The sequence below is a fragment of the Noviherbaspirillum sedimenti genome, assembly GCF_003590835.1.
GTDB lineage: Bacteria > Pseudomonadota > Gammaproteobacteria > Burkholderiales > Burkholderiaceae_D > Paucimonas > Paucimonas sedimenti.
This window is the reverse complement of record NZ_QYUQ01000002.1, coordinates 3,944,311-3,968,165: the sequence shown is the minus strand read 5'-3', so window position 1 is coordinate 3,968,165 and position 23,855 is coordinate 3,944,311. Positions and strand designations below refer to the sequence as shown.

The following is a 23,855-nucleotide window of genomic DNA, read 5'->3' as shown; positions in this document are numbered from 1 at the left end:
CCCGGTATTTTTCAGGTGGAGTAATAACCGGAAAATGCCGGGCAAGCCATTGATTCAGCTTTTAGTGCCTGCCCAAAAGCCTACGCCCCATCCGGCCTCGATTCATACCGAACCCGCAAACGATATTGTCGAACGCCGGTTGAAGTGCAAGTTGCTGCTCGGAGCGGCTCCGGACTAGCTCAAGTAACGAGTGTTACCGCGACCCGCGGCTAACGCGCGTCAGCCGCGAGGGATCTGGCTTAGCGTTAATTAGGCGCCGCGAAAGCCCGGCTTGCGCTTCTCGAGGAACGCGCTGATGCCTTCGACGAAATCACCGGTCGCGCTGCAGCGCGCGAAGGCTTCCGCCTCGTTCTGCAGTTGCAGCTCGAACTTGTCGTCGAACGAACTGGCGAGCAGGCGCTTGATTTCTCCATACACATGCCGAGGTCCGTTCTGGAGGCGTGTGACAAGCGCCGCCGTTTCGGCATCCAGCTCCGCAGCCGCGACGACACGATTGACGATGCCCAGGCGAAGCGCTTCGGCGGCGTCGAATCGCTCGCCTAGCAAAAGCAGCTCCATTGCCTTGCGGCTGCCGACGACACGCGGCAGGAAGCGCGACATGCCACCGTCCGCAGGCAGGCCGATCGCCGAGTAGGCCGTCGTGAACTTTGCGTTGTCCGAGCACAGCGCAAGATCGCATCCCAGCGCCAGCGATAATCCGAATCCGGCACAGGCGCCGCGTACCTTCGCGATCACCGGCTGTGGCATCGATTGCAGTATCTCGACTGATGGATTGATGTACTTCTTGATCACCGCGCCGAAGGCCTCCCTGCGTTCCTCTGGTCCCAGATGGAATTGCGTTGCAAAGTCCTTCAGGTCGCCGCCAGCCATGAAATGCTCCCCTGCACCGGTGATCACTACCACATCGACATCGTTCAAATCGCGCAGCTTGCGCACGGCGACGAGCATATCTTCCATCATCTCGGTCGACAACGCGTTGAGCTGCGCGGGACGGTTCAGTGTGAGCGTCGCGACGCGGTTTGCGACATCGAGCAATACGGTATTAGCCATTAATTAAATCTCTCCTGATTGTGTAGATTGCGGCAATTGCATTGCCGCGGCGTTCGATCCAGGCCTTGCAGTCAGCTGATCATTGCGGTTGCAGGCCGGACACCTTGACCCAGCGCTCCCACGAGGCAATCTGGCCTTTATTGAATTCCGTCAGGGCTTGAGGAGTCGAACTCCTGGCGATCATCCCCATCCGGTTGAAAAACTCCTTCCCCTCATCGCTCTGGACTGCCTTCACGAATGCGGCGTTGAGTTTCTCGACCACCTCTTTGGGTGTGCCACGGGGCGCATAGTAGCCAAGCCAGGATGCATAGTCATAACCCGGAACGCCAGCTTCGACCATCGTCGGCACCTCGCTCATCGAGGGAAGCCGGACTGACGACGTGACAGCCAGCGGCCGGACCGCGCCCTGGCGGATGAAGGGATCAACCACCAGCGGGTCGGTGATCATGAAGTCCAGGCGACCGGCGACAAGCTCCAGCATCGCCTGCGAAGCCCCTTTGAACGTAATTTCCTGCGCGCTGATGCCGGTGATCGATTGCAGCAGCTTCGAAGAAACCAGGGCGCCGGAGTTGCCGACCCCATAGTTCATCTGACCTGGCCGTGCCTTCGCGTAGGCGACCAGTTCGGCAACCGACTTGATCGGCAGATCGGAACGGACGACCAGGACCAGCGGATTGATGGAAACCTGCGCGATCGGCTCAAAGTCGCGCAGAGGGTCATACGACAGGTTTTTCACGAGATGGACATTCGCTGCCATCGAAGTATTGCTACCGAAGAACAGCGTGTGGCCATCCGCAGGCGCCCGGCGCGAATAGTCGGCGGCGATGGTGCCAGATGCACTTGGCTTGCTCACGACAACGATGGGCTGGCCCAGTTGCTTCGAGACTTCCTTGCCGAGGAATCGGGTGATCACGTCGGAGGCCGAGCCCGGCGTGCTGGCGATGATGACTTGTATCGGCTTGGTCGGAAAGGGTTCGCTTTTTGCGATACCGAGCTTTGCTGTCACGAGAAAGACTGCGACAAGCAGACACTGAAAGAATTTTTGCATATTGTCTCCATGAATGTAGTTAGCCTATTCGGCTTATGATCTTGGCAATTCGCCGCCTGAGAAGGCCACGGGCTCCGGACGTGATTTGGCGTTATTCGTCAAGACTGCGTCAGCGATGCGCCAGATTCATTTGGCGGGTCTCAGTCTAGGAAGCATGCCTGCACAAAGTCCATTGCATTTTTCGGCACACGGCCTGCTTATTTTCCGAACATGGCTATTCGATATGGCGGATTTCGGAAAACGCGAAAGCGGATTCCCGAAAAAGACAATAGACATATCGCATAAGCGCTTCCAACATTAAGCCAGAAAGTGGTTGCAAGACAGGCTACTGCGCCCTTTCGCCGGCCTTCCTGGTGCTTGCTTCGTCCCGAGGTAAGCGCATGCGGGCGTAGGCAGCCCATTCTAGACCGGATTGGGGAAGTCGATTCCTATCACGATAAGATATCTGTATAACCAAGCGAAATGATGCCTTTACCTGGCATTACTGATTCAAGACTGACCGACTAGATGAGACAAAATATGGATATAAGTCCTTTGGGAACGAGCGCTGAAAGTGCGCTTTTTTATACCAACGCAACGCGCGGGCTTACCCCGATTCCCGCATCCGAACGGGACCTTCCTACGGTGACGGCAGAACCCTACTTCAAGGTATCGGATGGTTTGGTAGCCCTTGAAGGTCCGGCATATGACCGGCAAGGCAATCTTCTGTTTGTTGATGTCTACTGCGGAAGGATCCTTCGCCTGTCTCCGGACCACACGCTCACTACACTCTACACGGACAGCGCGCTGCATCCGGCAGGCATCGCCATTCACAAGGATGGCCGCATCTTCGTGGCCGGCATCGGCGATTCTCGGGCCGGCAGTGTCATTGCACTGGACTCCGACGGGGGCAATCCGCAGACCATATTGCCGGCGAGTGCCGGCTACGTCCCGGACGACCTCGTCTTCGACAGCAAGGGCGGGTTCTACTTCACCGACTTCAAAGGCACGTCGACCAACCCGGCGGGCGGGGTCTTTCATGTTTCGCCAGATTTCAAGACCATTACCCCTGTGTTGCCGAACATGTCTGCGGCAAATGGAGTAGCGCTCAGTTCGGATGGCAAGGTACTGTGGGCCACAGAGTTTTGTGCTTCGCGTCTGCACCGCGTTGACCTGGAAGATGAAGCTACTGTCGCGCGATTCGGTACGACGATACCCTACCATTTCGTGGGCCGTGCGCCAGACTCAATGCGCACCGACGCTGACGGCAACGTTTACGTGGCGATGTTCCATCAGGGGCGCATCCTCGTATTTAGCCCGTACGGCATACCAATCGGTCAGATTTTGTTGCCCGGCCGCGAGGAGAATCACTTTCTGAAGAGCACTAGCCTGGCATTCGTGCCGGGCTCGCGGGACATTGTCATCGTCGCCAGGGATGAGTTGGGAGGACGCGGATCAATGATTTTCCGCGCTCGGGGACTGACTCAAGGTGTCACCCTGCTCTCCCACCGATGAGCGAACGATGACTTTCCGTGAGTCAGTTACGGCTGCCGTACAAGTTTGAGAAGGAGATTTGAGATGGAAGATGTTCGCTTGACTGAATCGACGCGCGCTGAAACGCCCGCGTGGCTAGACCTTGCGGGTCGTGTTTGCGTCGTCACCGGAGGGGGCAGAGGGATTGGGGAGGGAACCGCACGCGAGCTGGCGGCAAACGGCGCATCCGTAGCGGTTCTGGACCGTGACGGGGACGCTGCGGCCAGGGTGGCCGACGAGATCAAGCGTGCCGGAGGACGTGCAATCAGCCTTGCGGCGGACGTTTCGCGTACAGATCAGATTGCCGCTGCCGCTGAGCGGGTTCTGCAGGAGTTTGGCCCATGCCAGGTTCTGGTGAATAACGCAGCCTTGGTGGGCTATGCCGGACCGTTGATGGATGCTGACCTGGATCAATGGGACCGGATGCAAGCGGTCAACGTGAAGGGTGCTCTGATCTGCACGCGTACGTTCGGCAGGCAGATGATCGACGCAGGCCGGGGTGGCAGCATCGTCAACGTCGCGTCCATCTGCGGCCACACGCCGCTGCCTCAAGGTGGCGCCTACAGCGTTGGCAAGGCCGGATTATTGATGCTGACGCGCATGCTCGCCCTGGAACTGGCGGAGCACCGCGTTCGTTGCAACTCCGTGTCTCCTGGCCTGGTACGAACGTCCGCTACAGAGTCAGCCTATGTCGATCCCGAGGTCAGCGAGGGGCGCAGGCGGATGGTCCCGGCAGGTCGCGTGGCCGATTCGGTGGACTTGGCCAATGTCATCGCATTCCTGGCAAGCGATCGGGCCGGCTACGTAAATGGTCAGGACATCCTCGTCGACGGCGCTCTGAGCCAGACCCTGATGACCCTCGTCCCGAAGCCGTCAAGGCCCATGCAGCCATCATAAGGGGATGGCAGCCGGACGCACACGCGCCCGGCTGCTGAGTTCACCGAGCGACTCTTCAACCGTGTGGCAGTAGTATCTGCCGCACGACCCCGCCGCCATGGAGCAGATCGAATCCTTCGTTCAGGCGATCAAAGCCGATATGTTCGCTGCGCAGCCTGTCGACGGGGAGCCGCCCACGCAGGTACATATCCACGTACACGGGAACGTCGTTCTGTGGCACCCCGCCGCCCATATATGAGCCGCGCAGCACGCGTTCTTCGCAGACCCACGGCAGGTGCGGAATCGTGAACGTGGAAGTTGACTTGCCCACGCCTACGCCGACCACTTCGCCGCCCCGCACCGTGATCTTCTGTGCCATCTCAAGCGCGCCGAGATTACCCGAGATCTCGAAGGCATGGTCAACACCGCCGTTGGTCAGATCGAGTACTTTCTGGATAGTCTCCGGATCGCGCACATCAAAGCAATCGGTGGCACCAACCGCACGCGCCAGGTCGAACTTGCCAGGCAGTACATCCAGGCCGATGATCCGGGCAGCACCCGCCTCGCGGGCCGCCATCACCGCGGTGAGGCCGACGCCACCAAGTCCGAAAATCGCCACCGAGGCACCCGGCTTGACCTTGGCGCTATTGAACACCGCGCCGGCACCCGTCACGACCGCGCAACCGAAGAGCGCAGCGACGTCCAGAGGAACAGAGTGGTCGATCTTGATCAGCGACTGGGGCGTCACCACAGCATACTGGGCGAAAACCGAGATGCCGCTGTAGTGATTGAGCCGGCCACCGTTGGCCAGTCGAAGCCTCCGCGCGCCGTTGCCGAGCAAGCCTTCTGCCTTTGCGCCGCTCACGGCCTGGCAAAGCCCGGGCCGGCCGACCAGGCAAAACCGGCACTGGCCGCAACCGGCCACGGCAGCCAGTGTCACATGATCCCCGGGCTTGAAGCCGGTGACGCCGCGCCCGACCTCCTGCACGATGCCGGCGCCCTCGTGCCCACCAACGACTGGAAGAGGACGCTTTCTCATTCCCTCGATCACGGACAAGTCGGAGTGGCACAGGCCCGCACCTCTGACCTCGACCAGGACTTCACCCTCGCCGGGCCCATCGAGCTCCACCTCCTCGATCCTGAACGGCTTACTTTCGGCAAAGGGCGCCGGCAAGCCCTGCTCGTACATGACAGCTGCAATCATTCGCATCTTGACTTACTCCTCAAAAAATATCAGCTCAACGAGCAGTCGATGTGCTGGGGCAGCATGAACTCCCTCAGGCCATCCTCGCCCCATTCGGCGCCAACGCCACTGTGCTTGTAACCGATCATCGGAGCATCCGGCCGCAGCGGGCTGCCGCCGTTGATCTGCACCGTGCCGACCCGCAGCTCAGGCACGAGTTTCAGGCACTGGTCCTTCGGACCGAACAAATAGGCTTTCAGACCCAGATCCGAATCATTGGCGATCTGGATCGCCTCTTCGACTGTACGATAAGTCAGCACCACTGAAACAGGTCCGAAAATCTCTTCGCGGGCAAGCTTGGCCTGGTTGTCCAGCCCGCCGACAAGCACCGGATTCAGGAACCAGCCCTTGTCGATGTTCGGACGACCGCCGCCCGCGATGATGGTTGCGCCCTCTTCGACTGCCTGGGCTACACTGGCTTCGATGCGGTCCCGGTTCGCAGAGGTAACCACCGGCCCGACAATCGTCGCAGGATCGCGCGGATCGCCAACCTTGATCTGCTCATAGGCCTTGCGGCTGGCCTCGCAGAATTCCTCGTAGCGGGATTCCTCGACCAGGATGCGTGTCGGCGAGCCGCAGCCCTGCCCGGCATTGCGCGCATAGCGCGCATGCAGCCAGAAGGCGTATTTGTTGTAATCCACTCCAGGCAGCATGATCGCTGCCGACTTGCCGCCGAGTTCGAGCACCACGCTGCGCAGGCCGGCCGCTGCCTGCTGCATGACCTGCCGCCCCACATTGACGGAGCCTGTGAAGCTGACTTTGTTGACACCCGGATGCTCCGTCAGCGCGCGGCCGACCTCGACGCCACCGGCGATGATATTGACCACCCCAGGCGGGATTCCGGCACGGCGAACGAGATCGCCCAGCAGGAGTATCGCCAGAGGCGCCAGAGGCGACGATAGCAGCACCGTCGTGCAGCCCGCTGCCAGGGCCGCCCCGATCTTGGTCACGCCGATCAGCAGCGGGTAATTGAATGCCGAGATGGCGGCCACCACGCCAATGGGGCGGTAAGCGACCATGCTGACAGCGGTATTGGTGTTGTTGAATCCCAGGTGGCGGGTACGATCCCGGGTAGCGGTCTCCGCGAACCAGCGCACGAATGCAGCTGGCGTATCGGTATGGTTCGCCTTCAGGTTGACAGGCGAGCCGATCTCGGAAATCAGCGCTTCCATCAGCTTGTCGCGGTTCTCTTCGATCAGATCCGCAAACTTGAGCAGAACAGTCTTGCGGAACGCCGGATCCTTCCAGACGCCGCTCTCGAAAGCAGCCTTCGCGCTGGATACGGCCTCGTCGACCTGTTCCACGGAAGCACCACGAAATTCTGCAACCAGTTCTTCGGTGACCGGACTGATAACCCGAATGACATCGCCCTCACCGGCACGGTCCTGGTTATTGATGAACAAACCCGTGTGTACGGAACTTTGTTTTAAATTGGCGTTGTCTTTAGGCATGTTTGCATTCCTTATCATGTTTAACTTGGAAATTCCAATTAGTGATCCGGCAGGTCGATTTACTGGGCAACCAAGCCTGCTTCCTTGGTCAGGCGGCCCCACACCGTGATCTGGTCTTGCACGAAGGCATGGAAAGCCTCGGGCTTGGAACTGGTGGCGATAAAGCCCAAGTCCGCGAAGTATTTCTCGGTAGCGGGATCCGTCACGGCTTTGGTGAATGCCTGGCTCAGTCGCCGGGTAACCTCCGGCGGCATCCCGGCAGGACCAAAGAGACCGCTCCAGGATGCGTAGCTGTAGCCCGGCAGACCGGCTTCCGCCAGGGGAGTGACTTCAGGCATGGAGGGCAGCCTTTGTGTCGATGTCAGCCCAAGCACACGCACTTTGCCAACCTCAACGAATGATCGGATGACCAGGGGATCAATCATCATGAAGTCCAACCGGCCCGCGACGAGGTCGGTGGTCGCTTGTGCGGTGCCTGGGTAGCTGACCCCCACCGCATCGATGCCGGCCTGCGCCTTGAGCAATTGCGCGGCAACCAAACCACCCGTGTTGCCAGTACCGAAGCTCAACTTGCCGGGGCGCTCCTTGGCATATTTAACGAATTCCTGCGCCGAATGGACAGGCAGTTGCGCATTCACAACCAGCAACAATGGATTGACGGTGAACTGCGAGATCGGCGTGAAATCCTTGATCGGGTCGTATTTTGGCTGCTTGATCAAATGAACATATGCCGCGTGCGATGAATTCGTGCCCAGAAACAGCGTGTAACCATCCTTGGGAGAATTGACGACCGCACGAGCTGCAATCACGCCTTGGGCGCCAGGCTTGGACTCGACTACTACAGGCTGGCCGAGAGTCTTGCTGACATGCTCCCCGAGATGACGGGCGAGCAAGTCCGAGGTGCTCCCCGGCGGGAAGGAAATCACCAGCCTGATCGGACGGCTGGGGAAATCCGCCTGCGCCAGGGCTCCTGTGAGTGGCAGCATGGCCAGCGCTGCCAGTAGCAGGCTTCTGCGTTTGATATTCATGGTTTATCTCCTGTTGTTATATATGCATGTCGTCCGTCGGGCGGTGTCTGGAGGGCGCGGAGGCTTACTGAGGCAGCAGGCCCGCATCCTTGGTCAGGCGTCCCCAGACCTTGATCTGGTCCTGGACATAGGCGCCGAATTCGGCAGGGCTGGCGCCGGCCGTAATCATCCCCATACCGGCGAGAAATTTCTCTGTATCGGGCTCGGCCAATGCCTTGGCAAACGCATCGTGAAGGCGCCGGGTGACATCAGGAGGCATTCCCGCAGGACCGAACAGGCCGACCCATGACACGTACTCGTAATTCGGCAACCCCTGTTCCGCCATGGGAACGACATCCGGAAGCGTAGCCAACCTCTGCTTTGACGTCAGCCCCAGGATGCGCAGCTTGCCAGTCTGGACGAAAGGTTTCACGATCAACGGATCGGTCACCATGAAATCCAGCCGTCCGCCCACGAAGTCGCTTACCGCCTGGGCGTTCCCGGGGTAGTTGACGCCCACGGCATCGATGCCGGCCTGTGTCTTGAGCATCTGCGCTGCTACCAGGCTGCCCGAATTTCCCATGCCATAGCTCAGCTTGCCGGGGCGCTCCTTGGCATATTTGATGAACTCCTTTAGCGTCCGTACCGGCATTTCCGCATTCACCACCAGCACCAAAGGATTGATGGAGAAGCGGATGATGGGCGTGAAGTCCTTGACCGGATCGTATCCCAGTTCCTTGAACATGTGCACACTGGCTGCGTGCGTCGAGTTTGTTCCCAACAAGAGCGTGTAACCATCATTTTTCGCCTTGGCGACCGCGCGGGATGCTACTGTCCCCTGCCTTCCCGGGCGGTTTTCCACCACGATGGGCTGGCCCAGCGTCTTGCCGGCATGTTCACCGAGACGGCGGGCAATCACGTCCGAACTGCCGGGAGCGAACGGCGCGATGATCTTGATGGGTTTGGCAGGAAACGCTTCCTGTGCCTGAACTCCACCCCCAATACACAACAACACGGAAGTGACAAGAATGAAGTTTCTTCGATTGATTGGCATGATGACCTTCTTTTTGCTTAGGAATTTGATAGTGATTGTTTAAAGCAATTGTTCTAACAAAACGTCGTATTGACTGCATTGCAACCGCAATAAGGAGCGGGAATAAACGAGCATATTAGCCTTCCTGCAGGCTGTCAGAGTAACGGGCATGGCCGTCACTGTGCAACCCAAGCTGCTCGTGTACATGATGTCTCCTGTTTGTGTCCGGGCGAGAGTCCCGTGATTTGAATTTTCAATAAGTGTAGGCAATGCCTCTGCAGGACGTCCATGCCCATTTTCAAGAATCCGCGTTCCTGTTTTCCAAACTCGGTGCATCGACATGGGAGGGGAACCGCTGCCGCCAATTGAAAACGGTCGAGGCGCGTCAGCGCTTCGACCGGGTCGAAATGATGCGGGCCAGCGCTTGAGCGACGGACCGGCGGCGCTACGACAAGCAGGCCAAACAGGAGTTGGTCCGGGTCTGTTTGCAGCCGGGCGCGTGTGCGCCCGGCTGCCATCCCCGCTATCTTTAGGAAGTCGTCCGAGAGACCACGACGTCGCGTTCGATAACCAACCGACCGGTGACTTTGCCGGCCTTTAGCCGCAGCAAGGCCTCGTTACCATCATCGCTCTTCAGGTGCTCGATGGGTATCGGTTTTAGCTTGCCGGACTGTGCCAGGGCCACGACATCCTTCAGGTCTTGTAACGTGCCGGTCTGGGCAGCCATCACGCTGCGCGCAGTGAAGACCATGCCAGCTAGCGACAGCTCGAGTTCACCACCTCCGACACCGACCAGCACCAGCTTGCCTCCCTTGGCGAGGCTCTCGAAGGCGCTTTTTGCAGTCTTGGAATAATTGACAAAGTCGATCGCAAACGGAACGGGGCCTCCTGCTGCCTTGAAAATCTCGGCTGTAACGTCTTCGGCCATCCCGTCGACAACGGCGGTCGCCCCTGCAGCAAGCGCCGACTGGCGTTTCGCCTCATCGACGTCGACCACGATGATATTGCGATGGCCGAGGGCGTGAAGCATGGTGATGGCTGCATGGCCAACGCCTCCTGCCCCCACAAGCAGCACCGGGCTGTCAGGGTCCATGGTCCCGAGTTTTCTGATGGCCGAAAGCACGGTGATTCCCGAGCAGGCGAACGTCGATGCGAGCGCAGGGTCTAGGTCGCCGGGGTCCACTAGGTAACGCGAGTGGGGAACGAGAACGTGCGAGCTGAAACCACCGTGGCGCACGACGCCGATGCTGGCCTGGCTGGAACACATGTTGTCCTCGCCGGCAAGGCACATTGCGCATTTTCCGCAACCAATCCAGGGGTAGACGATGCGCCGATCACCTACCTTGACGCCCGTGGCGTCGGGGCCGACCGCAACGACCTGCCCGACCACCTCGTGGCCAGGCGCACGGGGTAATGTCACGCCGCGATCGACGAGCCGCATGAGCTTGCCGTGCCCCATGTCGTATTCACCCCTCCAGAAATGGAGGTCGGAGTGGCAGACCCCGCAGTGGGTGACTGCCACCAGGACTTCCGCTCCATTAGGCTCCGGATTTTCCATTTCGAAATACTGCAACGGCTGCCCGCTGCCAACCACGGCCCACATTTTCATACGACTATCTCCTTGGTAGTGTTTTTAGCTCGATCCGGCGCCTGGCCTTCAGGCCTGGTCCCGGACAAATCCCTGTTGTTCCCTTCGCACGTGAAGCGGCCCGACCTCAGGTTCCCAGATACGCCCTCTGGATCTCCTCGCTTTGCGCGAGTGTCTTGGCATCGTCCTCAGCGACCACGGTTCCGCCTTCCAGGATGTAAGCACGGTCCGCGATTTCGAGGGCGATTTCGGCATTCTGCTCAATGACCAAGATGTCGATCCCGTCCTTGGAAATGTCGAGAATCAGGTTAGCGACCGGGCCGAAATGATGCGGGCCAGCCCTTGAGCGACGGCCCGGCGGAGCTTATTTGCGATTACTTGGCTTTACCAACTACAACAGGCTGGCCATTTTTAATGACGCCGATGTAATTCGTGCTTATGATCTGCTGGCCGGCACCAGCACTTGTATTGCCGCCAAGCGCCAGCAAGTCGCCTTGCGCGGATTTCATGGGCAGCGCCTTGGCAAAGGCAGCCGCAACCTTGGTCGTGTCGCGGGCATCGCCCGCCTTTTGAATGGCCTGGAGCAGGACGTTGGTAGCATCGTAGAAGGCTACAATAATTTCATTCGGCTCCTGGCCAAGAGACTTCTTGTATTCCGCGGCAAGACGCTTGTAACCCTCGTTGTTCGGATCAGCATAAAGGACGCTGACCATCCCTTCGGCCGCTTCCTTGCCAGCACCCGCGACGATGTCCCTCGGACCGGCGCCGCCAGTTTTCATGAAGAGGCCCTTATACCCCATCTCGCGCGCCTGGCGCATCATGAGACCCGCTGTTGCCGGCGGGGTACCTCCCAGGTCGATCATCTCCGGTTTCATGGCGATGATTTTGGTGAAGATCGGCTGAAAATCCTTCACGGTGCGCTCATATAGGTCCTGGCCGATGACCTCATATCCATTTTGTTTAAATAGCCTTCCGCTGACCTGGGTCTGGTCCCAGCCCGTTTCATCGTTCGGATTGAGCATGAAGACCCGGCGTTCCTTGTAGTTGGCTTTCATCCAGCCAATCATGGCAGGAAGGTAGTCGGATGACACGCTAAACAGGCGGAACATGTATCTGCTGTTGGCGTCGATGGCCTTGGCCGAATAGGAAGACGTAAGCCCGATGATCTTGTCATCCTCGATGTTCTGCTTTAGCGCCAGAGCGCCGGCGGAAGACATGATGATGACGTACTTGGCGCCGTCTTGCCTCACCAGGCGGTTGTACGCCGCCACGGCGTCCGCAGCCTTGTACTGATCATCGTAGGCGACGACTTCGACTTGATACTTCTTGCCGCCCACATCGAGCCCGCCTTTGGCATTGGCCGCGGCAGCGGCAATTTTCGCCCCCTCCGCCGCCGCCATTCCCCAGGGTGCGGCGCCGCCGGTAAGCGCGGCGATAACGCCGATCTTCAGTGTTTCAGCGCTCGCTCCAGCCAGCAAGCCCACAGAGAGCCCGAGTCCGACAACGAAGGTTTTTGCAGATTTCTGAAGTTTCATGATGGTCTCCTTGAAAATATTTTTTGATAAAGTTGAAATTTGGATCATTTTTAACTGTTTGATCCGGGTTCAGTACCGTGGTCGACGACGAGGTGGCGCAGAAATTTCGTGCCACCTATGCAAAACTCTCGAGGCGAGCAAGCGTATTGATGTCATGCTGCTTGGGCTCCTCGTGCAACGCGGTGAGTTCGATGCCGTTGAAGGTATAGCTCGGATAAAGCATCCGCACCTTCGGATCGTGACCGGGAATGATGCGTTCGACGGCGCCGGCAATCTCCTTCAATTTTTCATAGGAGCGCAGCGTCTCCGTGGCATCGAGTGTCGCCGCGAAAGGCCCACGCCGCAGGAAATTCGCATAGAAGTGGCTCACATCGGAGGCAAGCACGACCGGTCCGCGCGGCGTCATCACTCTGACTGCCTGTATGCCGGCGGTATGCCCCGGCAAGACGTGAAGACTGATCCCGGGCAAGGGAGTGGCATCCCCGTCATGAAAGCACACGCGCTCGGCATAGGTATGCCTCACCAGTGTTACGACATCTTCCACATCGAAGCCCAGGCGCATTGTCCGGTCGCACATGCAACGACCGGTCGCATAAGCGACCTCGGCATCCTGCACATGAAAGCGTGCCTTGGCAAAACGGTCGATATTGCCGGCATGGTCGAAATGCAAGTGGGAGATGATGACATCCTCGATCGCATCCGGATCGATATCGAGGCGGGCAAGCGCCTCGATCGGATCGAAATCGAGCGGGCGGCGCTCGTTGGCAGCACGCTGGCTGAAACCCGTATCGACGAGAACGGTACGATGGGCATTGCGCAGGATCCAGAGATTGAAATCCATCGGCATCGGCCCATCATGCATGTCGCGGATCATGAAGTTTTCGTGAACGTGGCGCGACCGCGCCCGGGCATAGCACAGCGAATAGACTTGATAGATGCCGTCCTCGGACGTTTCCATTTTTGGCAAGCGCGAAGAATCAGGCATTTGCACCCTCGACATAAGCGTCTTGCAGCTTGCTGCCCTGCCGATCGGAGGCGGGCTTGTGTTCAGCTTCCCCTCCGAGATAGGCATTCTGCACTTTGTCGCTCAGCAGAAGGTCGGCGCTGCGCCCCTCGAGCGTGACCGAGCCGGTTTCCAGCACGAACGCATAATCCGAGATCTTCAGCGCCAGCTTGGCATTCTGCTCCACCATGACAACCGTGATCCCCTCGCGATTAATCGTCTGCACCAACTTGGCGACTTCCAGAATCAGCTTTGGCGCCAGGCCCAGCGTCGGCTCATCGAGCATCAGAATGCGCGGCTGGCTGATGAGCGCACGGGCAATCGCCACCATCTGCTGTTCGCCGCCGGAAAGACTGGAAGCAATCTGATTGCCGCGCTCCGCGACACGCGGAAATATGTCGTGCAAGAATTCGAGGCGCTGGCGAAACTTCTTGCTGTCGCGCATGCGGTACGCGCCGATCCGGATGTTTTCGTTGACCGTGAGATCCGGAAAGAGCCGCCGCCCCTCCGGACACAGCACGATACCGCGGTCGAGCCGCTCGTGCGGCTTCAAGCGCGAGATGTCCTGCCCATCCAGCTGCACCGTTCCGCTGCTCTGCCGGGTGAGGCCGACAATTGTCTTGAGCAACGTGGACTTGCCGGCGCCATTGGCGCCGATGATGGAAACGACGCTCTTGTCCGGAACCTTGACCGATACGTCGCGCAATGCATGTACTCCGCCATAGTCAACGGAGAGGTGGGTGACTTCAAGCAAACTCATAATCTTCTCCAAGGTAGGCTTCAATGACGGAGTCATCCGCCTTCACTTCGTCCGGCGAGCCGAGTGCAATCTGCTGACCCCGGTTGATGACCAGGATGCGATCGCAAATGCCCATGACGAGGGGCATGTCGTGCTCCACGATCAGGATGGTGATGCCCAGCTCGTCGCGCAGCCTGCGAATGAGCATGCCTGCCGCCCTCTTCTCCGAAGGATTGAGACCTGCCGCAGGCTCATCCATGAGAAGCAGCTGCGGCGAGACCATCATGGCCATGCCGATGCCCAGAATCTTTTGCAAGCCGTAGGCAAGGCTGCCGGCAGGGCTGTCGAGATAATCGGCAAGTCCGATAAACCGCGCCACCTCATTCAGGTCTGCCTTGCCCTCTCGCGTTCTGGCCTGAGGCGAGAAATAGGCGAAGGGATGGTGGCAATGGCGGATCACGCCAGCCCGGCGCAGGTTCTCGGCGACCGTATGCTCGCCAAAGACATGGACGGACTGAAAGGTGCGGGCGATACCGCGCCGCGCGATCTCGTCACTGGAATGGCCGGAAATGTCATGACGGAGAAAACTCACCGTTCCGGCGCTGGGCTGAAAATGACCTGCGATCACGTTGAAGAGCGTCGTCTTGCCGGCGCCGTTCGGCCCGATGATGCCGAAGATCTCGCCCTTTTCTACGGCGAAGGAAACATTGGAGACGGCCGTCAAGCCGCCGAAGCGGCGGGTCAATCCTTGAACCTCGAGTATGCGTTCCATCAGGCGCTCTTTCTTTGACGTTGGATCAGGGACACAAGGCCTTTCCTGATAAAGATGAGGAAGACCATCAGGCACAGGCCATAGATCAGCAGTTGATATTGACGCGCATCGCGCAGCACCTCTGGCAGCGGCACGACGAGGATGGCGCCAAGCAGCGGGCCAAGCACCGAATGCGCACCGCCGATCGCATTGATCACAATCAGATCGACCGACAGGCGGAAGCCGAAGGCATCCGGCGACAGGAAGCCGATATAGAAGGCGTAGATCCCGCCGCTGATGCCGGCGGTGAAGGCGCTGATGGTGAAGGCGGCGATGCGCCAGGCGAGCGCATTGGAACCGATGGAGCGGCTGAGCATCTCGTTCTCGTTGAGCGACTGATAGATCGCACCGATGTCGGAGCGTTCAATGGCGCGCATGGCGGCATAGGCGATGGCCGCGAAGACCAGTCCGAAGATGTAGTAATGCTGGACTGCCGTCAGACGCAGGTCGAAGATCGAAAACTTCGGAATGCCGTAGAGCCCGTTATTGCCGCCAAAGAGCGAGGTCCATTCCTGGAACACCAGGTTGATGATCTGCCCGAAAGCATAGGTCAGCAGCACAAAGTAGACGCCCTTGATGCGCAGGAAGACCGGCCCGACGATAGTGGCGATGACTGCAGCCAGGATGCCGCTCAAACACAGGGCCAGCATTGGCGGCAGGCCAAGGCGGATCGCCAGGAGCGCGCTGCCATAGGCCCCGATACCCATGAAGGCCGGTTGCGCCATCGATAGCTGGCCGATCTTCAGCATCAGGTTCATGCCCAGCGCCATCGGGATCATGATGGCGATCATCGTGGCAATATGGAAGACGTACTGGCTATCCAGCGTCCACGGCAGCAGCGCCAGTACGGCGATCACAAGGTAGATGTGAACAGGTTTCATCGTGCGCTCCTTCCCATCAGACCAGTCGGACGAGTGATGACGACAAGCAGCACGATCACGAAGGAAGCAATCAGTGCCGCGGTGGAACCCAGAAAAGTGGTGAGAACGGACTCGCTCAGACCGATCAGCAGGCCACCCATGACCGCGCCGGGGATACTCCCGAGCCCGCCGAGGATCACCACCACGAACGCCTTGAGCATCGGCAGTTCCCCCATGTAGGGGCCAACCGTGTAGACCGGCGCCATCAGCCCGCCGGCAAGTCCGGCAAGAAGACAGGCAATGCCGAAGGCAGCGAGGTAGATCGCGCCGGACTCGATGCCCATGAGGCTGGAAGTTTGCGGGTCTTGCGCGACGGCCTGCATGGCAAGTCCGGTGCGCGAGTATTTCAGGAACAGATAGAAAACCGCGAGAATGACGACGGCACAAAGCGCGACGACGGTCCGGTCCCAGGGCACGACAGCGCTAAAGAAACTCCAGGTTCCCGAGAAAGGCCGCGCCATCGACTGTTCGGCCGGCCCGAAGGAGATCAGCACGAGCGACTGCAGGATGATCCCTACGGCGAGCGACATGATCATGCCGGACAGTTCGTCGCCGACCAGCGGCCGGAACAGGACGCGCTCAAGGATGACGCCAAGCGCGGCGGTAATGATGCCGCCTGCGGCTGCGGCGATGAAGAAAGGCCAGCCGAGGTTCCCGAAGAGGAACAGCACGACGACTGCCCCCATCATGTAAAACTCGCCATGGGCGAAATTAACGATACGCATGATGCCAAAGATCAGCGTAAAGCCTAGCGCCATGATCACATAGATCAGGCTGGCCAGAAGACCGTTGACAAAGATTTGCTCAATCATAGTGGATGCAAGCCTCGATTCCAGTGCCGGGCAGTGCTTGGGCGCCGCCCGGCGGAGATTATTGGGATTTGTGGTTACTTGACTTTCCCGACTACGACAGGTCGGCCATTTTTAATGACGCCGACGTAATCGACGGTGAGGATCTGCTGATTCAGATCGCCATTTTTTTTGCCGCTGAGGGTCAGGTCCTCGCCTAGTACCGACTTCATCGGCAGGGCCTTGGCAAAGGACGCCGCCACCTTGCTCGTGTCCTTCACGTCGCCGGCAATCTGAATGGCGCGAAGTAGAACATTGGCGGCATCGTAATAAGTCACGACCTGCTCGTGCGGCTCCTGGCCAACGAACTTTTTGTAGTCAGCAGCGAGGCGCTTGAATCCGCTATTTGTCGGATCGACATAGAGCAGGTTAATCATGCCTTCAGCTGCCTCTTTTCCGGACGCGGCGACAATCTCATTCGGGCTCGGGCCTGAGTTCTTGGCAAACACGCCCTTGTAACCCATCTCGCGCGCCTGGCGGACGATGAGACCCGCCGTCGGAGGCGAGGCCGCGCTGAGTTCAATCAGGTCCGGTTTCATAGAAAGAACCTTGGTAATCAGCGGCTGGAAATCCTTCTGGGTACGCTCGTACAGGTCTGTGCCCGCTACCGTGAAACCATTTTCCTTGTACAGCGTTTCACTGAGCTGGGTCAGGTCCCAGCCTGTCTCGTCATTCGGATTAAGAATGACAACACGCTTTCCCTTGACGTTGTTTTTCAACCAGGTCACGAAGGAAGGGACATAATCGATCGGGGTGCTGTACAGGCGGAACATGTATTTGGTGTTCGCATCGATCGCCTTGGGCGTGATGGCCGAGGTGAAAGCGACAACCTTGTCATCCTCGATACTTTGCTTCAGTGCCAAGGTCGAAGGTGAACTCATGAGGATCACGTACTTGACGCCGTCTTGCCTCACCAGGCGGTTGTACGCCGCCACGGCGTCGGCCGCCTTGTACTGATCGTCGTAGGCGATGACTTCGACTTGATACTTCTTGCCGCCGACATCTAGCCCGCCTTTGGCGTTGACCTCCGAGGCAAGAATCTTGGCGCCATACTGAGTCGCCAGACCCCACGGCGCGCCAGGGCCAGTGAGTGAAGCGATGACGCCGATCTTCAGCGTTTCAGCGCTTGCTCCAGCCAGCAAGGCCGCAGAGAGTCCGAGGCCGACAGTAAAGCGCTTTACAAATGTTTTCAAGTTCATATATGTCTCCTGTTTGTATCCGGGCCTGAAGCCCGTGGGTTGAATTTTTATTCAGTGTAGGAATCGCTGCCGCAGGACGTCCATGCCTATTTTCAAGAGTCCGCGTGCTCGTTTTTCGAACACTGGGCTTTGACGTGAGCGTTGCGGCGGTCATCTGCACTTCCATGCAGCACGCCGGAGAAAGCAGAGCCAGATAAGCTCCGATATGAGGTGAGAATTGGGTTGGCAGTTGACCGCAAGAAATATGCTGCAAGCAATTGCCCGGCCGCACGCCGCCAACTCGGCCGCCATGGCGCGGGTAGCGGCAGGATCTCCGGTGGTCTGGTCGACGATCAGCGTGCCCGGCTTGGCCGCGCCGGCGAGCCCGTTTGCGCCAAAAATGACAGCGCGCACGTGATCAGAGGTTGGCAAGTAGAGAAAGATGATGTCGCAGCGCGCGGCAAGGTCGCCCAAACTGCCTCCCGGGCTTGCGCCCCGCTCTACCATGCGTTGCACGGCGGCCTCGTTTTGGTCGTGCACCACCAGCGGGTGCCGAAGCTGAAGCCGCCTGGCAAGCGCTCCACCCATATTGCCGAGGCCGATATATCCGATATTCATGATTGTAAGCTCCTTCTGGAGCCGGCCAGGACGTCGGACTGAACCAAGCTCTTGGTTGCTTAACAGGCCGCTGGCAGGCGATAGACCTGCCATGCGGTTCGGTAAAACGAATCGGTGCCGACAATCTCCTATTATTTGGTTTTTCCGACGACAACAGCTTGGCCATTTTTGATGGCGCCAATGTACGTGACCGACATGATCTGCTGATCGCCACCTATCGTCGCCTTGCCGCCGAGCGTGAGCGTATCGCCCTGTATTGACTTCATGGGCAGAGCCTGGGCAAAGGCAGCCGCAACCTTGGTCGTGTCACGCGCATCGCCCGCCTTTTGAATAGCCTGGAGCAATACACTGATAGCATCGTAGAAAATCACGATAATTTCATTCGGCTCCTGGCCAATGGCCTTCTTGTATTCCGCGGCGAGTCGCTTGTAGCCTTCGTTGCTCGGGTCAGCATAAAGGACGCTGACCATGCCTTCAGCCGCTTCCTTGCCAGCGCCTGCGACGATGTCCTTCGGACCGGCGCCGCCAGTTTTCATGAAGAGGCCCTTATACCCCAGCTCACGCGCCTGGCGGAGCATGAGGCCCGCCGTTGCCGGCGGCGTGCCTCCCAGATCGATCACCTCCGGTTTCATGGCAAAAATCTTGGTAAAGATCGGCTGAAAATCCTTCTGCGTGCGCTCATACATATCATTGCCAAGCACCTCATAGTTATTCTGCTTGAAAAACCTGTTGCTAAGCTGGGCCTGGTCCCAGCCGGTTTCGTCGTTCGGATTAAGAATGACAACACGATTGCCCTTGACGTTGTTCTTCAACCAGGAAATGAGGGGAGGCACGTAATCGGCCGGGGGAGTAATTATGCGAAACATGTATTTGGTGTTCGCATCGATCGCCTTGGACGTCGCAGCAGCGGTAAGCGCAAGAACCTTGTCATCCTCGAAGCTCTGCTTCAGCGCCATGGTCGAAGCTGAACTCATGAGGATCACGTACTTGACGCCGTCTTGCCTCACAAGACGGTTATACGCCGCCACGGCGTCGGCCGCCTTGTACTGATCGTCGTAGGCGATGACTTCGACTTGATACTTCTTGCCGCCGACATCGAGCCCGCCTTTGGCATTGACCTCCGCAGCAAGAATCTTGGGGCCATACTGAGTCGCCAGACCCCACGGCGCGCCTGGCCCAGTGAGTGACGCAATGACGCCGATCTTCAGCGTTTCAGCGCTTGCTCCAGCCAACAAGCCCGCAGAGAGTCCGAGGCCGACAGTAAAGCGCTTTGCAAACGTTTTCAAGTTCATGCATGTCTCCTGTTTGTATCCGGGCCTGAGGCCCGTGGGTTGAATTTTTATTCAGTGTAGGAATCGCTTCCCCAGGACGTCCATGCCTATTTTCAAGAGTCCGCGTGCTCGTTTTTCGAACACTGTGCTTTGACGTGAGCGTTGCGGCGGTCATCTGCACTTCCATGCAGCACGCCGGAGAAAGCAGAGCCAGATAAGCTCCGATATGAGGTGAGAATTGGGTTGGCAGTTTACCGCAAGGAATATGCTGGAAGCAATCGTCCGGCCGCACGCCGGCTTCGCAAATTGAATCGCCGCATGCGGCCGAATCCGGCGCATGCATGCGTTATCTCCCCACTCCGCCGTATTTACGCCGCCTGACCCTTGACCACAAGAGTTTCGCGGTTTCATGCCCGCTCGCCCTGACCGGCAGCGCCTTCTATGCGGTTCGTGTACCTCGGCTCATGATTTATGCTCCACGCTTCCTTCCCACACTCGGTTGCCCTCATGCAGTTGCGCTTCACTTCGCTCGCTGTGGTCAGCTCACGGCGGGACTTGCACCTGCAGGAGTGAGCCCATGCTGGGCGCACATAAAAAAAGCAGGCTCGCTCGAGGGCGAGCCTGCAAACCAGCCACTTGGAGGTCGCAGCGGCAGGAAGACATCTTGAATCGTGCTAATTGGAATTCCCTTTTTACGGAATCTTCCAACTGACTCGTGCGTTTTTTTGCCCCATCGCAGCAAGTCATTCAAGCTCTCGACCGATCCGCTCTTTGCCGAGAAGATGCGAGAATTTGTGGGCCTTTGTCCGAATCCACCCGACAAGGCATTGCTAATATGTGTGGAAGAGAAAAGCCAGATTCAGGCCATTGAGCGCGGCAAACCTGCTATCCCGGCAATCCTTGGACAAGTCGAAGAGATTGACTACTCCCAGCATGGCAGGACACCGGCCTCAAACAGCTGTGGTACTGTGCTAACTATTTACTAACGTGACAGTCAGCGCAGTACCTTTGAGACCTATTCCCGCACTCCCAACGCTCTTGCCGTGCCGTTACCCACCCAAATAAAGCGTCAGCTGAGGGAACGCGATAAGCAGGCCCAAAGTGAACATTTCGGCGATCAGAAATGGAATGACACCAAGGAAACTCGACTTCAGGTCGACCTTCGTTGCCCTTGCAGTCACGAACGTGACCATGCCCAGCGGCGGGTGTATCATGCCAATTTCAGCGGTCTTGATGATGATGATCCCCCACCAGACAGGATCGTATCCCAAGCCTACCATCAGCGAGGTGGTAATCGGGGCAGTAAGGATAATGATCGCAGCCTGATCCATAAACATGCCCATCACCAGATAGGTGAACACAATCAAGAGCATCACCGAGGTCGGCGACAAGCCGCTGTTGCTAACCCACCCCAGCATGGTCTGCGTGACTTGCGAAAACGAGATGTAGTAACCGAACAGATGCGCCCCGATTATAATCAAGACGATCATGCCCGTGATGCGAAGCGTAGTGCCGACGGCATCATTGAACCCGTGCTTAGTCATCCGCCGCGACCAAAGCGAAATCGCCAGCGCACCAAGCGCACCGATTGCTGAAATTTCGGTCGGCGTGGCAAGACCCGAGTAGAGACCGCCAAGAACCAGAACGATAAGCATCATCATCGGCAGAAGCTGGCCGCCTTTGTCGGATTTCTTGCCAAACTCCTCCGTTCGGGTCGGACCAAGTTGCGGCTTGAGTCGCAGCGTGAGCGTGATTGTTACCATGTACGCCAAGGCAGTCAGGATGCCCGGGATAATGCCACCGAGGAACAACTTCCCGACTGACGTCTCGGTCACGAGGCCGAACAGAAGGAATGCCACGGATGGCGGGATCATGATCGCGAGCGTGCCCGCCGCCGAAATGGTCCCCACGGCAAAGGACGGCGAATAACCTGCCTTCATCATCGCAGGGAACGAGGCCTTGGCGAGACTGGCCGCCGAAGCTGTGCTACTGCCCGTCGCCGCCGCATGAACGGCGCCTGCAAGAATACACGCCATCGCCATACCTCCGCGTACGCGATGCAGCATGCGGTTGCACGACAGGAGGAGGTCTTCTGCGACGCCGCCGCAGGCAAGGAACTCCGACATCAGCACAAACATGGGGATGGCAAGCATCAGCGAACTCGCCACATTGGAGTGGACGACCTCGGTCATGATCGCCACGATCGAACTGGCCGGGACCGTATTGGCGAGAGTTATCACTCCCGCGAGCCCAAGGGCAGCTCCCATCGGCAGCGCAAGGGCCATCAAGACCAGCAGAACGACTAAACCTAACAAGATATTCATGCTTCGCCCTCCCATGCACGGCTATCGGTAGGTGGCCACTCTGCATAGTGAAGTTTCTCTGGCTCGTCGAAGGACATCACCAGCATCCGAATCGCGAGCAGGCCGAGGCCGATCGGAATCCAGACCCACGACCAGGAAACCGGCCAGTCGATCACGCCCATCGTTACCTCATCGTGCAGAAATGCAGCCCAAAAATGCTGACCAGCGAACCAGGCCAGCGCGGCGATGTATGCCGCGCTAACCACAAGGCCTGCGCGGAACAGCAGGTGCGCCCCTCGGACCGGCAGATAGGTCGCGAGGAACACGATCCTGATGTAGCCCCCCGTCCTAAAGCCATACGCCAGTGACATTGTTATCATGCCAACTACTAGATAGTTCTCGGTGAGATAGCTGTTGAAGGTCAGCGGGGCATTGAAAAAGTATCGAAGGGTTGCGTCGGCGGAAGTCAGGAGCATCGCGGCCACCAGCATCAAACCGCCAATGACCGCGGCCGCGTCCTCTAGAAAGTGGAGTGCTCCAAGGAACGTTCCACGAGCCTCCGCAGTTGTGTGTGCAGTTGCAGTTATCTGTGTGGTCATAGATTACTTTCTGAGAGCGGCCAAGTACTCTTCGTAGGCTTCCTTGGCCGGCAGACCACGCTTTACCAGACGGTTCACGTAGCTTTCGCGCGCGACCTCGAGCTTCTTTTCGATCTTGGCGATTTCCGTGTCCGAATAATCGTATACCTTGACGCCGCCCGCTTTAAGCTCCTTCTTCACTTGATCCATCGAATTGTCAATCCACTTGGCAAGCTCTTTTTCGACCTTCAGACCGCATTCGCGAAGTGCAGCCTTGTGGTCATTCGGCAGCTTAGCCCAGACGCCGCTGTCGATCGACCAAATACCATTCGCAACGCCGAAGTTGCCGTTCCCGCTAGTGGACTTGATGACTTCCTGCAGGTTATATGGTTTGACGCTGGCCATTGACAACATTGTGCCATCAACAGTGCCTTGCTGGAGTCCCATATAGACGTCCGCGGCAGCCGATTCGACGGCCGTCGCGCCGGTCGACGCCAGCGTAACCATCAGGGTACCGCCGCCGGTACTGATGCGCCGCCCCTGAAGCGACTGAAGTGTATCGAACGGCTCCTTCCGCGACATCATCTGGTAGGGCGGGAAGATGTTGATCATCAGAGGAACAATGCGGTTCTGCGCATACTCCCGTGCGATGGGACCGTTACCATCCAGAACAGCGCGGGTAGCCGCGGTAAGGTGGACAACGTTGCTACCAAGCCCCGGCAACAAGGTGATACCGGCCAGCGGCAATTTGTCGGACTGCGCGGGCACCACGATGTAGGATATCTGCGCAAGGCCCTTGTTCACCGCGTTAAGGGATTGGAAAAAATTCGCGAGCTGGCCGCTTGGAAAATACTTGAAGTCAACCCCCCCCTTCGTCGTCTCCTTCACGCACTTCATCCAGGGCTCAGCGCCCTGCGTCGATGCCCAGTGACCAGGCGTCAAGTTCGTCGTAACGATCAGGGGCTCGGCCTGAACAGCGCTGCCCAGCAAAGCGAACGCAGCCGTCGCCATGCATTTTGCAAAACCAAGTTTTCTCATTTTTTAATACTCCTCAAAGTGTTTCGAATTGGCCTTCCCGAACTGTCGCCTCTGCACGCATTCCCTTGCCGATTTGCGCCATCCTTGCCGGAGTGGCTCCCAAAGGGGTGCGATGTAATGTGTGGCTTTTTTCTTGCCAAGCAGTGGCAGAGATAATCGATTAAAGAAAGAGACTTGTCAAGCAATGGTAGGACCATTTTTCGCA

General features: G+C 58.3%; 22 protein-coding genes. 2 read left to right on the top strand and 20 right to left on the bottom strand.

Annotated features, from left to right (window positions below; translation table 11 throughout):
• Positions 1–249: 249 nt before the first annotated feature.
• Positions 250–1,050, bottom strand: a complete 801-nt coding sequence (locus D3878_RS18405; RefSeq protein WP_119786811.1) for an enoyl-CoA hydratase/isomerase family protein — start codon at positions 1,048–1,050, stop codon at positions 250–252.
• Positions 1,051–1,129: 79 nt separating this feature from the next.
• On the bottom strand, positions 1,130–2,098 hold the full coding sequence (locus D3878_RS18400; protein WP_119786810.1) for a Bug family tripartite tricarboxylate transporter substrate binding protein: 969 nt from the start codon (positions 2,096–2,098) through the stop codon (positions 1,130–1,132).
• Between the two features lie 519 nt (positions 2,099–2,617).
• On the opposite strand from D3878_RS18400, the gene D3878_RS18395 reads away from it, so the two are divergent.
• Positions 2,618–3,592: an SMP-30/gluconolactonase/LRE family protein gene (locus D3878_RS18395; RefSeq protein ID WP_119786809.1), complete on the top strand. Its 975-nt coding sequence runs from the start codon at positions 2,618–2,620 to the stop codon at positions 3,590–3,592.
• 63 nt (positions 3,593–3,655) lie between these two features.
• On the top strand, positions 3,656–4,507 hold the full coding sequence (locus D3878_RS18390; RefSeq protein WP_119786808.1) for an SDR family NAD(P)-dependent oxidoreductase: 852 nt from the start codon (positions 3,656–3,658) through the stop codon (positions 4,505–4,507).
• A gap of 55 nt (positions 4,508–4,562) precedes the next feature.
• Here the strand turns inward: D3878_RS18390 and D3878_RS18385 are convergent, their stop codons facing one another.
• The 18 genes from D3878_RS18385 to D3878_RS18300 form a co-directional block, all read right to left on the bottom strand.
• Positions 4,563–5,696, bottom strand: a complete 1,134-nt coding sequence (locus D3878_RS18385) for an alcohol dehydrogenase catalytic domain-containing protein (RefSeq protein WP_119786807.1) — start codon at positions 5,694–5,696, stop codon at positions 4,563–4,565.
• A gap of 23 nt (positions 5,697–5,719) precedes the next feature.
• Positions 5,720–7,180, bottom strand: coding sequence for an aldehyde dehydrogenase family protein (locus D3878_RS18380; RefSeq protein ID WP_158592320.1), 1,461 nt, complete (start codon positions 7,178–7,180; stop codon positions 5,720–5,722).
• Positions 7,181–7,239: 59 nt separating this feature from the next.
• Entirely contained in the window at positions 7,240–8,208 is a 969-nt protein-coding gene (locus D3878_RS18375) for a Bug family tripartite tricarboxylate transporter substrate binding protein (RefSeq protein ID WP_119786805.1), read from the bottom strand.
• A gap of 64 nt (positions 8,209–8,272) precedes the next feature.
• Positions 8,273–9,241, bottom strand: coding sequence for a Bug family tripartite tricarboxylate transporter substrate binding protein (locus tag D3878_RS18370; protein WP_119786804.1), 969 nt, complete (start codon positions 9,239–9,241; stop codon positions 8,273–8,275).
• A 508-nt stretch (positions 9,242–9,749) separates the two neighbouring features.
• Entirely contained in the window at positions 9,750–10,829 is a 1,080-nt protein-coding gene (locus D3878_RS18365; RefSeq protein ID WP_119786803.1) for an alcohol dehydrogenase, read from the bottom strand.
• A 106-nt stretch (positions 10,830–10,935) separates the two neighbouring features.
• A complete protein-coding gene (locus D3878_RS23890; RefSeq protein WP_158592319.1) occupies positions 10,936–11,079 on the bottom strand; it encodes a hypothetical protein in 144 nt (47 codons plus the stop codon).
• Positions 11,080–11,182: 103 nt separating this feature from the next.
• Positions 11,183–12,343, bottom strand: coding sequence for an ABC transporter substrate-binding protein (locus D3878_RS18360; protein ID WP_158592318.1), 1,161 nt, complete (start codon positions 12,341–12,343; stop codon positions 11,183–11,185).
• A 115-nt stretch (positions 12,344–12,458) separates the two neighbouring features.
• Positions 12,459–13,328, bottom strand: a complete 870-nt coding sequence (locus D3878_RS18355; RefSeq protein ID WP_233556386.1) for an N-acyl homoserine lactonase family protein — start codon at positions 13,326–13,328, stop codon at positions 12,459–12,461.
• Positions 13,321–14,106 (bottom strand): ABC transporter ATP-binding protein, encoded by a 786-nt coding sequence (locus D3878_RS18350; protein ID WP_119786800.1) that lies wholly within the window; start codon positions 14,104–14,106, stop codon positions 13,321–13,323. Before D3878_RS18350 ends, D3878_RS18355 begins: the two co-directional genes overlap by 8 nt.
• The gene (locus tag D3878_RS18345) at positions 14,093–14,857 is read right to left on the bottom strand and encodes an ABC transporter ATP-binding protein (RefSeq protein ID WP_119786799.1); all 765 of its coding nucleotides are present in this window, start codon (positions 14,855–14,857) and stop codon (positions 14,093–14,095) included. The genes D3878_RS18350 and D3878_RS18345 overlap by 14 nt, the downstream gene beginning before the upstream one ends.
• A complete protein-coding gene (locus D3878_RS18340; RefSeq protein ID WP_119786798.1) occupies positions 14,857–15,777 on the bottom strand; it encodes a branched-chain amino acid ABC transporter permease in 921 nt (306 codons plus the stop codon). The genes D3878_RS18345 and D3878_RS18340 overlap by 1 nt, the downstream gene beginning before the upstream one ends.
• A complete protein-coding gene (locus D3878_RS18335) occupies positions 15,774–16,628 on the bottom strand; it encodes a branched-chain amino acid ABC transporter permease (RefSeq protein WP_119786797.1) in 855 nt (284 codons plus the stop codon). Before D3878_RS18335 ends, D3878_RS18340 begins: the two co-directional genes overlap by 4 nt.
• Positions 16,629–16,702: 74 nt before the next feature.
• The gene (locus D3878_RS18330; protein WP_119786796.1) at positions 16,703–17,863 is read right to left on the bottom strand and encodes an ABC transporter substrate-binding protein; all 1,161 of its coding nucleotides are present in this window, start codon (positions 17,861–17,863) and stop codon (positions 16,703–16,705) included.
• A gap of 150 nt (positions 17,864–18,013) precedes the next feature.
• On the bottom strand, positions 18,014–18,553 hold the full coding sequence (locus D3878_RS18325) for an NAD(P)-dependent oxidoreductase (protein ID WP_119786795.1): 540 nt from the start codon (positions 18,551–18,553) through the stop codon (positions 18,014–18,016).
• Positions 18,554–18,591: 38 nt separating this feature from the next.
• Positions 18,592–19,752 (bottom strand): ABC transporter substrate-binding protein, encoded by a 1,161-nt coding sequence (locus D3878_RS18320; RefSeq protein ID WP_119786794.1) that lies wholly within the window; start codon positions 19,750–19,752, stop codon positions 18,592–18,594.
• Between the two features lie 1,028 nt (positions 19,753–20,780).
• A complete protein-coding gene (locus tag D3878_RS18310; RefSeq protein WP_119787988.1) occupies positions 20,781–22,055 on the bottom strand; it encodes a TRAP transporter large permease in 1,275 nt (424 codons plus the stop codon).
• Positions 22,052–22,633, bottom strand: coding sequence for a TRAP transporter small permease (locus D3878_RS18305; RefSeq protein ID WP_119786793.1), 582 nt, complete (start codon positions 22,631–22,633; stop codon positions 22,052–22,054). Before D3878_RS18305 ends, D3878_RS18310 begins: the two co-directional genes overlap by 4 nt.
• Before the next feature lie 3 nt (positions 22,634–22,636).
• Positions 22,637–23,650, bottom strand: coding sequence for a TRAP transporter substrate-binding protein (locus D3878_RS18300; protein ID WP_119786792.1), 1,014 nt, complete (start codon positions 23,648–23,650; stop codon positions 22,637–22,639).
• Positions 23,651–23,855 lie beyond the last annotated feature (205 nt).

Excerpts from the sequence above, each read along its gene's own strand:
- D3878_RS18380 (WP_158592320.1), bottom strand. The coding sequence starts at position 7,180 with ATGCCTAAAGACAACGCCAATTTAAAACAAAGTTCCGTACACACGGGT.
- D3878_RS18405 (WP_119786811.1), bottom strand. The coding sequence starts at position 1,050 with ATGGCTAATACCGTATTGCTCGATGTCGCAAACCGCGTCGCGACGCTC.
- D3878_RS18350 (WP_119786800.1), bottom strand. The coding sequence starts at position 14,106 with ATGAGTTTGCTTGAAGTCACCCACCTCTCCGTTGACTATGGCGGAGTA.
- D3878_RS18360 (WP_158592318.1), bottom strand. The coding sequence starts at position 12,343 with ATGAAACTTCAGAAATCTGCAAAAACCTTCGTTGTCGGACTCGGGCTC.
- D3878_RS18365 (WP_119786803.1), bottom strand. The coding sequence starts at position 10,829 with ATGAAAATGTGGGCCGTGGTTGGCAGCGGGCAGCCGTTGCAGTATTTC.
- D3878_RS18310 (WP_119787988.1), bottom strand. The coding sequence starts at position 22,055 with ATGAATATCTTGTTAGGTTTAGTCGTTCTGCTGGTCTTGATGGCCCTT.
- D3878_RS18355 (WP_233556386.1), bottom strand. The coding sequence starts at position 13,328 with ATGCCTGATTCTTCGCGCTTGCCAAAAATGGAAACGTCCGAGGACGGC.
- D3878_RS18300 (WP_119786792.1), bottom strand. The coding sequence starts at position 23,650 with ATGAGAAAACTTGGTTTTGCAAAATGCATGGCGACGGCTGCGTTCGCT.
- D3878_RS18370 (WP_119786804.1), bottom strand. The coding sequence starts at position 9,241 with ATGCCAATCAATCGAAGAAACTTCATTCTTGTCACTTCCGTGTTGTTG.
- D3878_RS18340 (WP_119786798.1), bottom strand. The coding sequence starts at position 15,777 with ATGAAACCTGTTCACATCTACCTTGTGATCGCCGTACTGGCGCTGCTG.
- D3878_RS18345 (WP_119786799.1), bottom strand. The coding sequence starts at position 14,857 with ATGGAACGCATACTCGAGGTTCAAGGATTGACCCGCCGCTTCGGCGGC.
- D3878_RS18385 (WP_119786807.1), bottom strand. The coding sequence starts at position 5,696 with ATGCGAATGATTGCAGCTGTCATGTACGAGCAGGGCTTGCCGGCGCCC.
- D3878_RS18375 (WP_119786805.1), bottom strand. The coding sequence starts at position 8,208 with ATGAATATCAAACGCAGAAGCCTGCTACTGGCAGCGCTGGCCATGCTG.
- D3878_RS18335 (WP_119786797.1), bottom strand. The coding sequence starts at position 16,628 with ATGATTGAGCAAATCTTTGTCAACGGTCTTCTGGCCAGCCTGATCTAT.
- D3878_RS18330 (WP_119786796.1), bottom strand. The coding sequence starts at position 17,863 with ATGAACTTGAAAACATTTGTAAAGCGCTTTACTGTCGGCCTCGGACTC.
- D3878_RS18400 (WP_119786810.1), bottom strand. The coding sequence starts at position 2,098 with ATGCAAAAATTCTTTCAGTGTCTGCTTGTCGCAGTCTTTCTCGTGACA.
- D3878_RS18320 (WP_119786794.1), bottom strand. The coding sequence starts at position 19,752 with ATGAACTTGAAAACGTTTGCAAAGCGCTTTACTGTCGGCCTCGGACTC.
- D3878_RS18325 (WP_119786795.1), bottom strand. The coding sequence starts at position 18,553 with ATGGCAGGTCTATCGCCTGCCAGCGGCCTGTTAAGCAACCAAGAGCTT.
- D3878_RS18390 (WP_119786808.1), top strand. The coding sequence starts at position 3,656 with ATGGAAGATGTTCGCTTGACTGAATCGACGCGCGCTGAAACGCCCGCG.
- D3878_RS18395 (WP_119786809.1), top strand. The coding sequence starts at position 2,618 with ATGGATATAAGTCCTTTGGGAACGAGCGCTGAAAGTGCGCTTTTTTAT.
- D3878_RS18305 (WP_119786793.1), bottom strand. The coding sequence starts at position 22,633 with ATGACCACACAGATAACTGCAACTGCACACACAACTGCGGAGGCTCGT.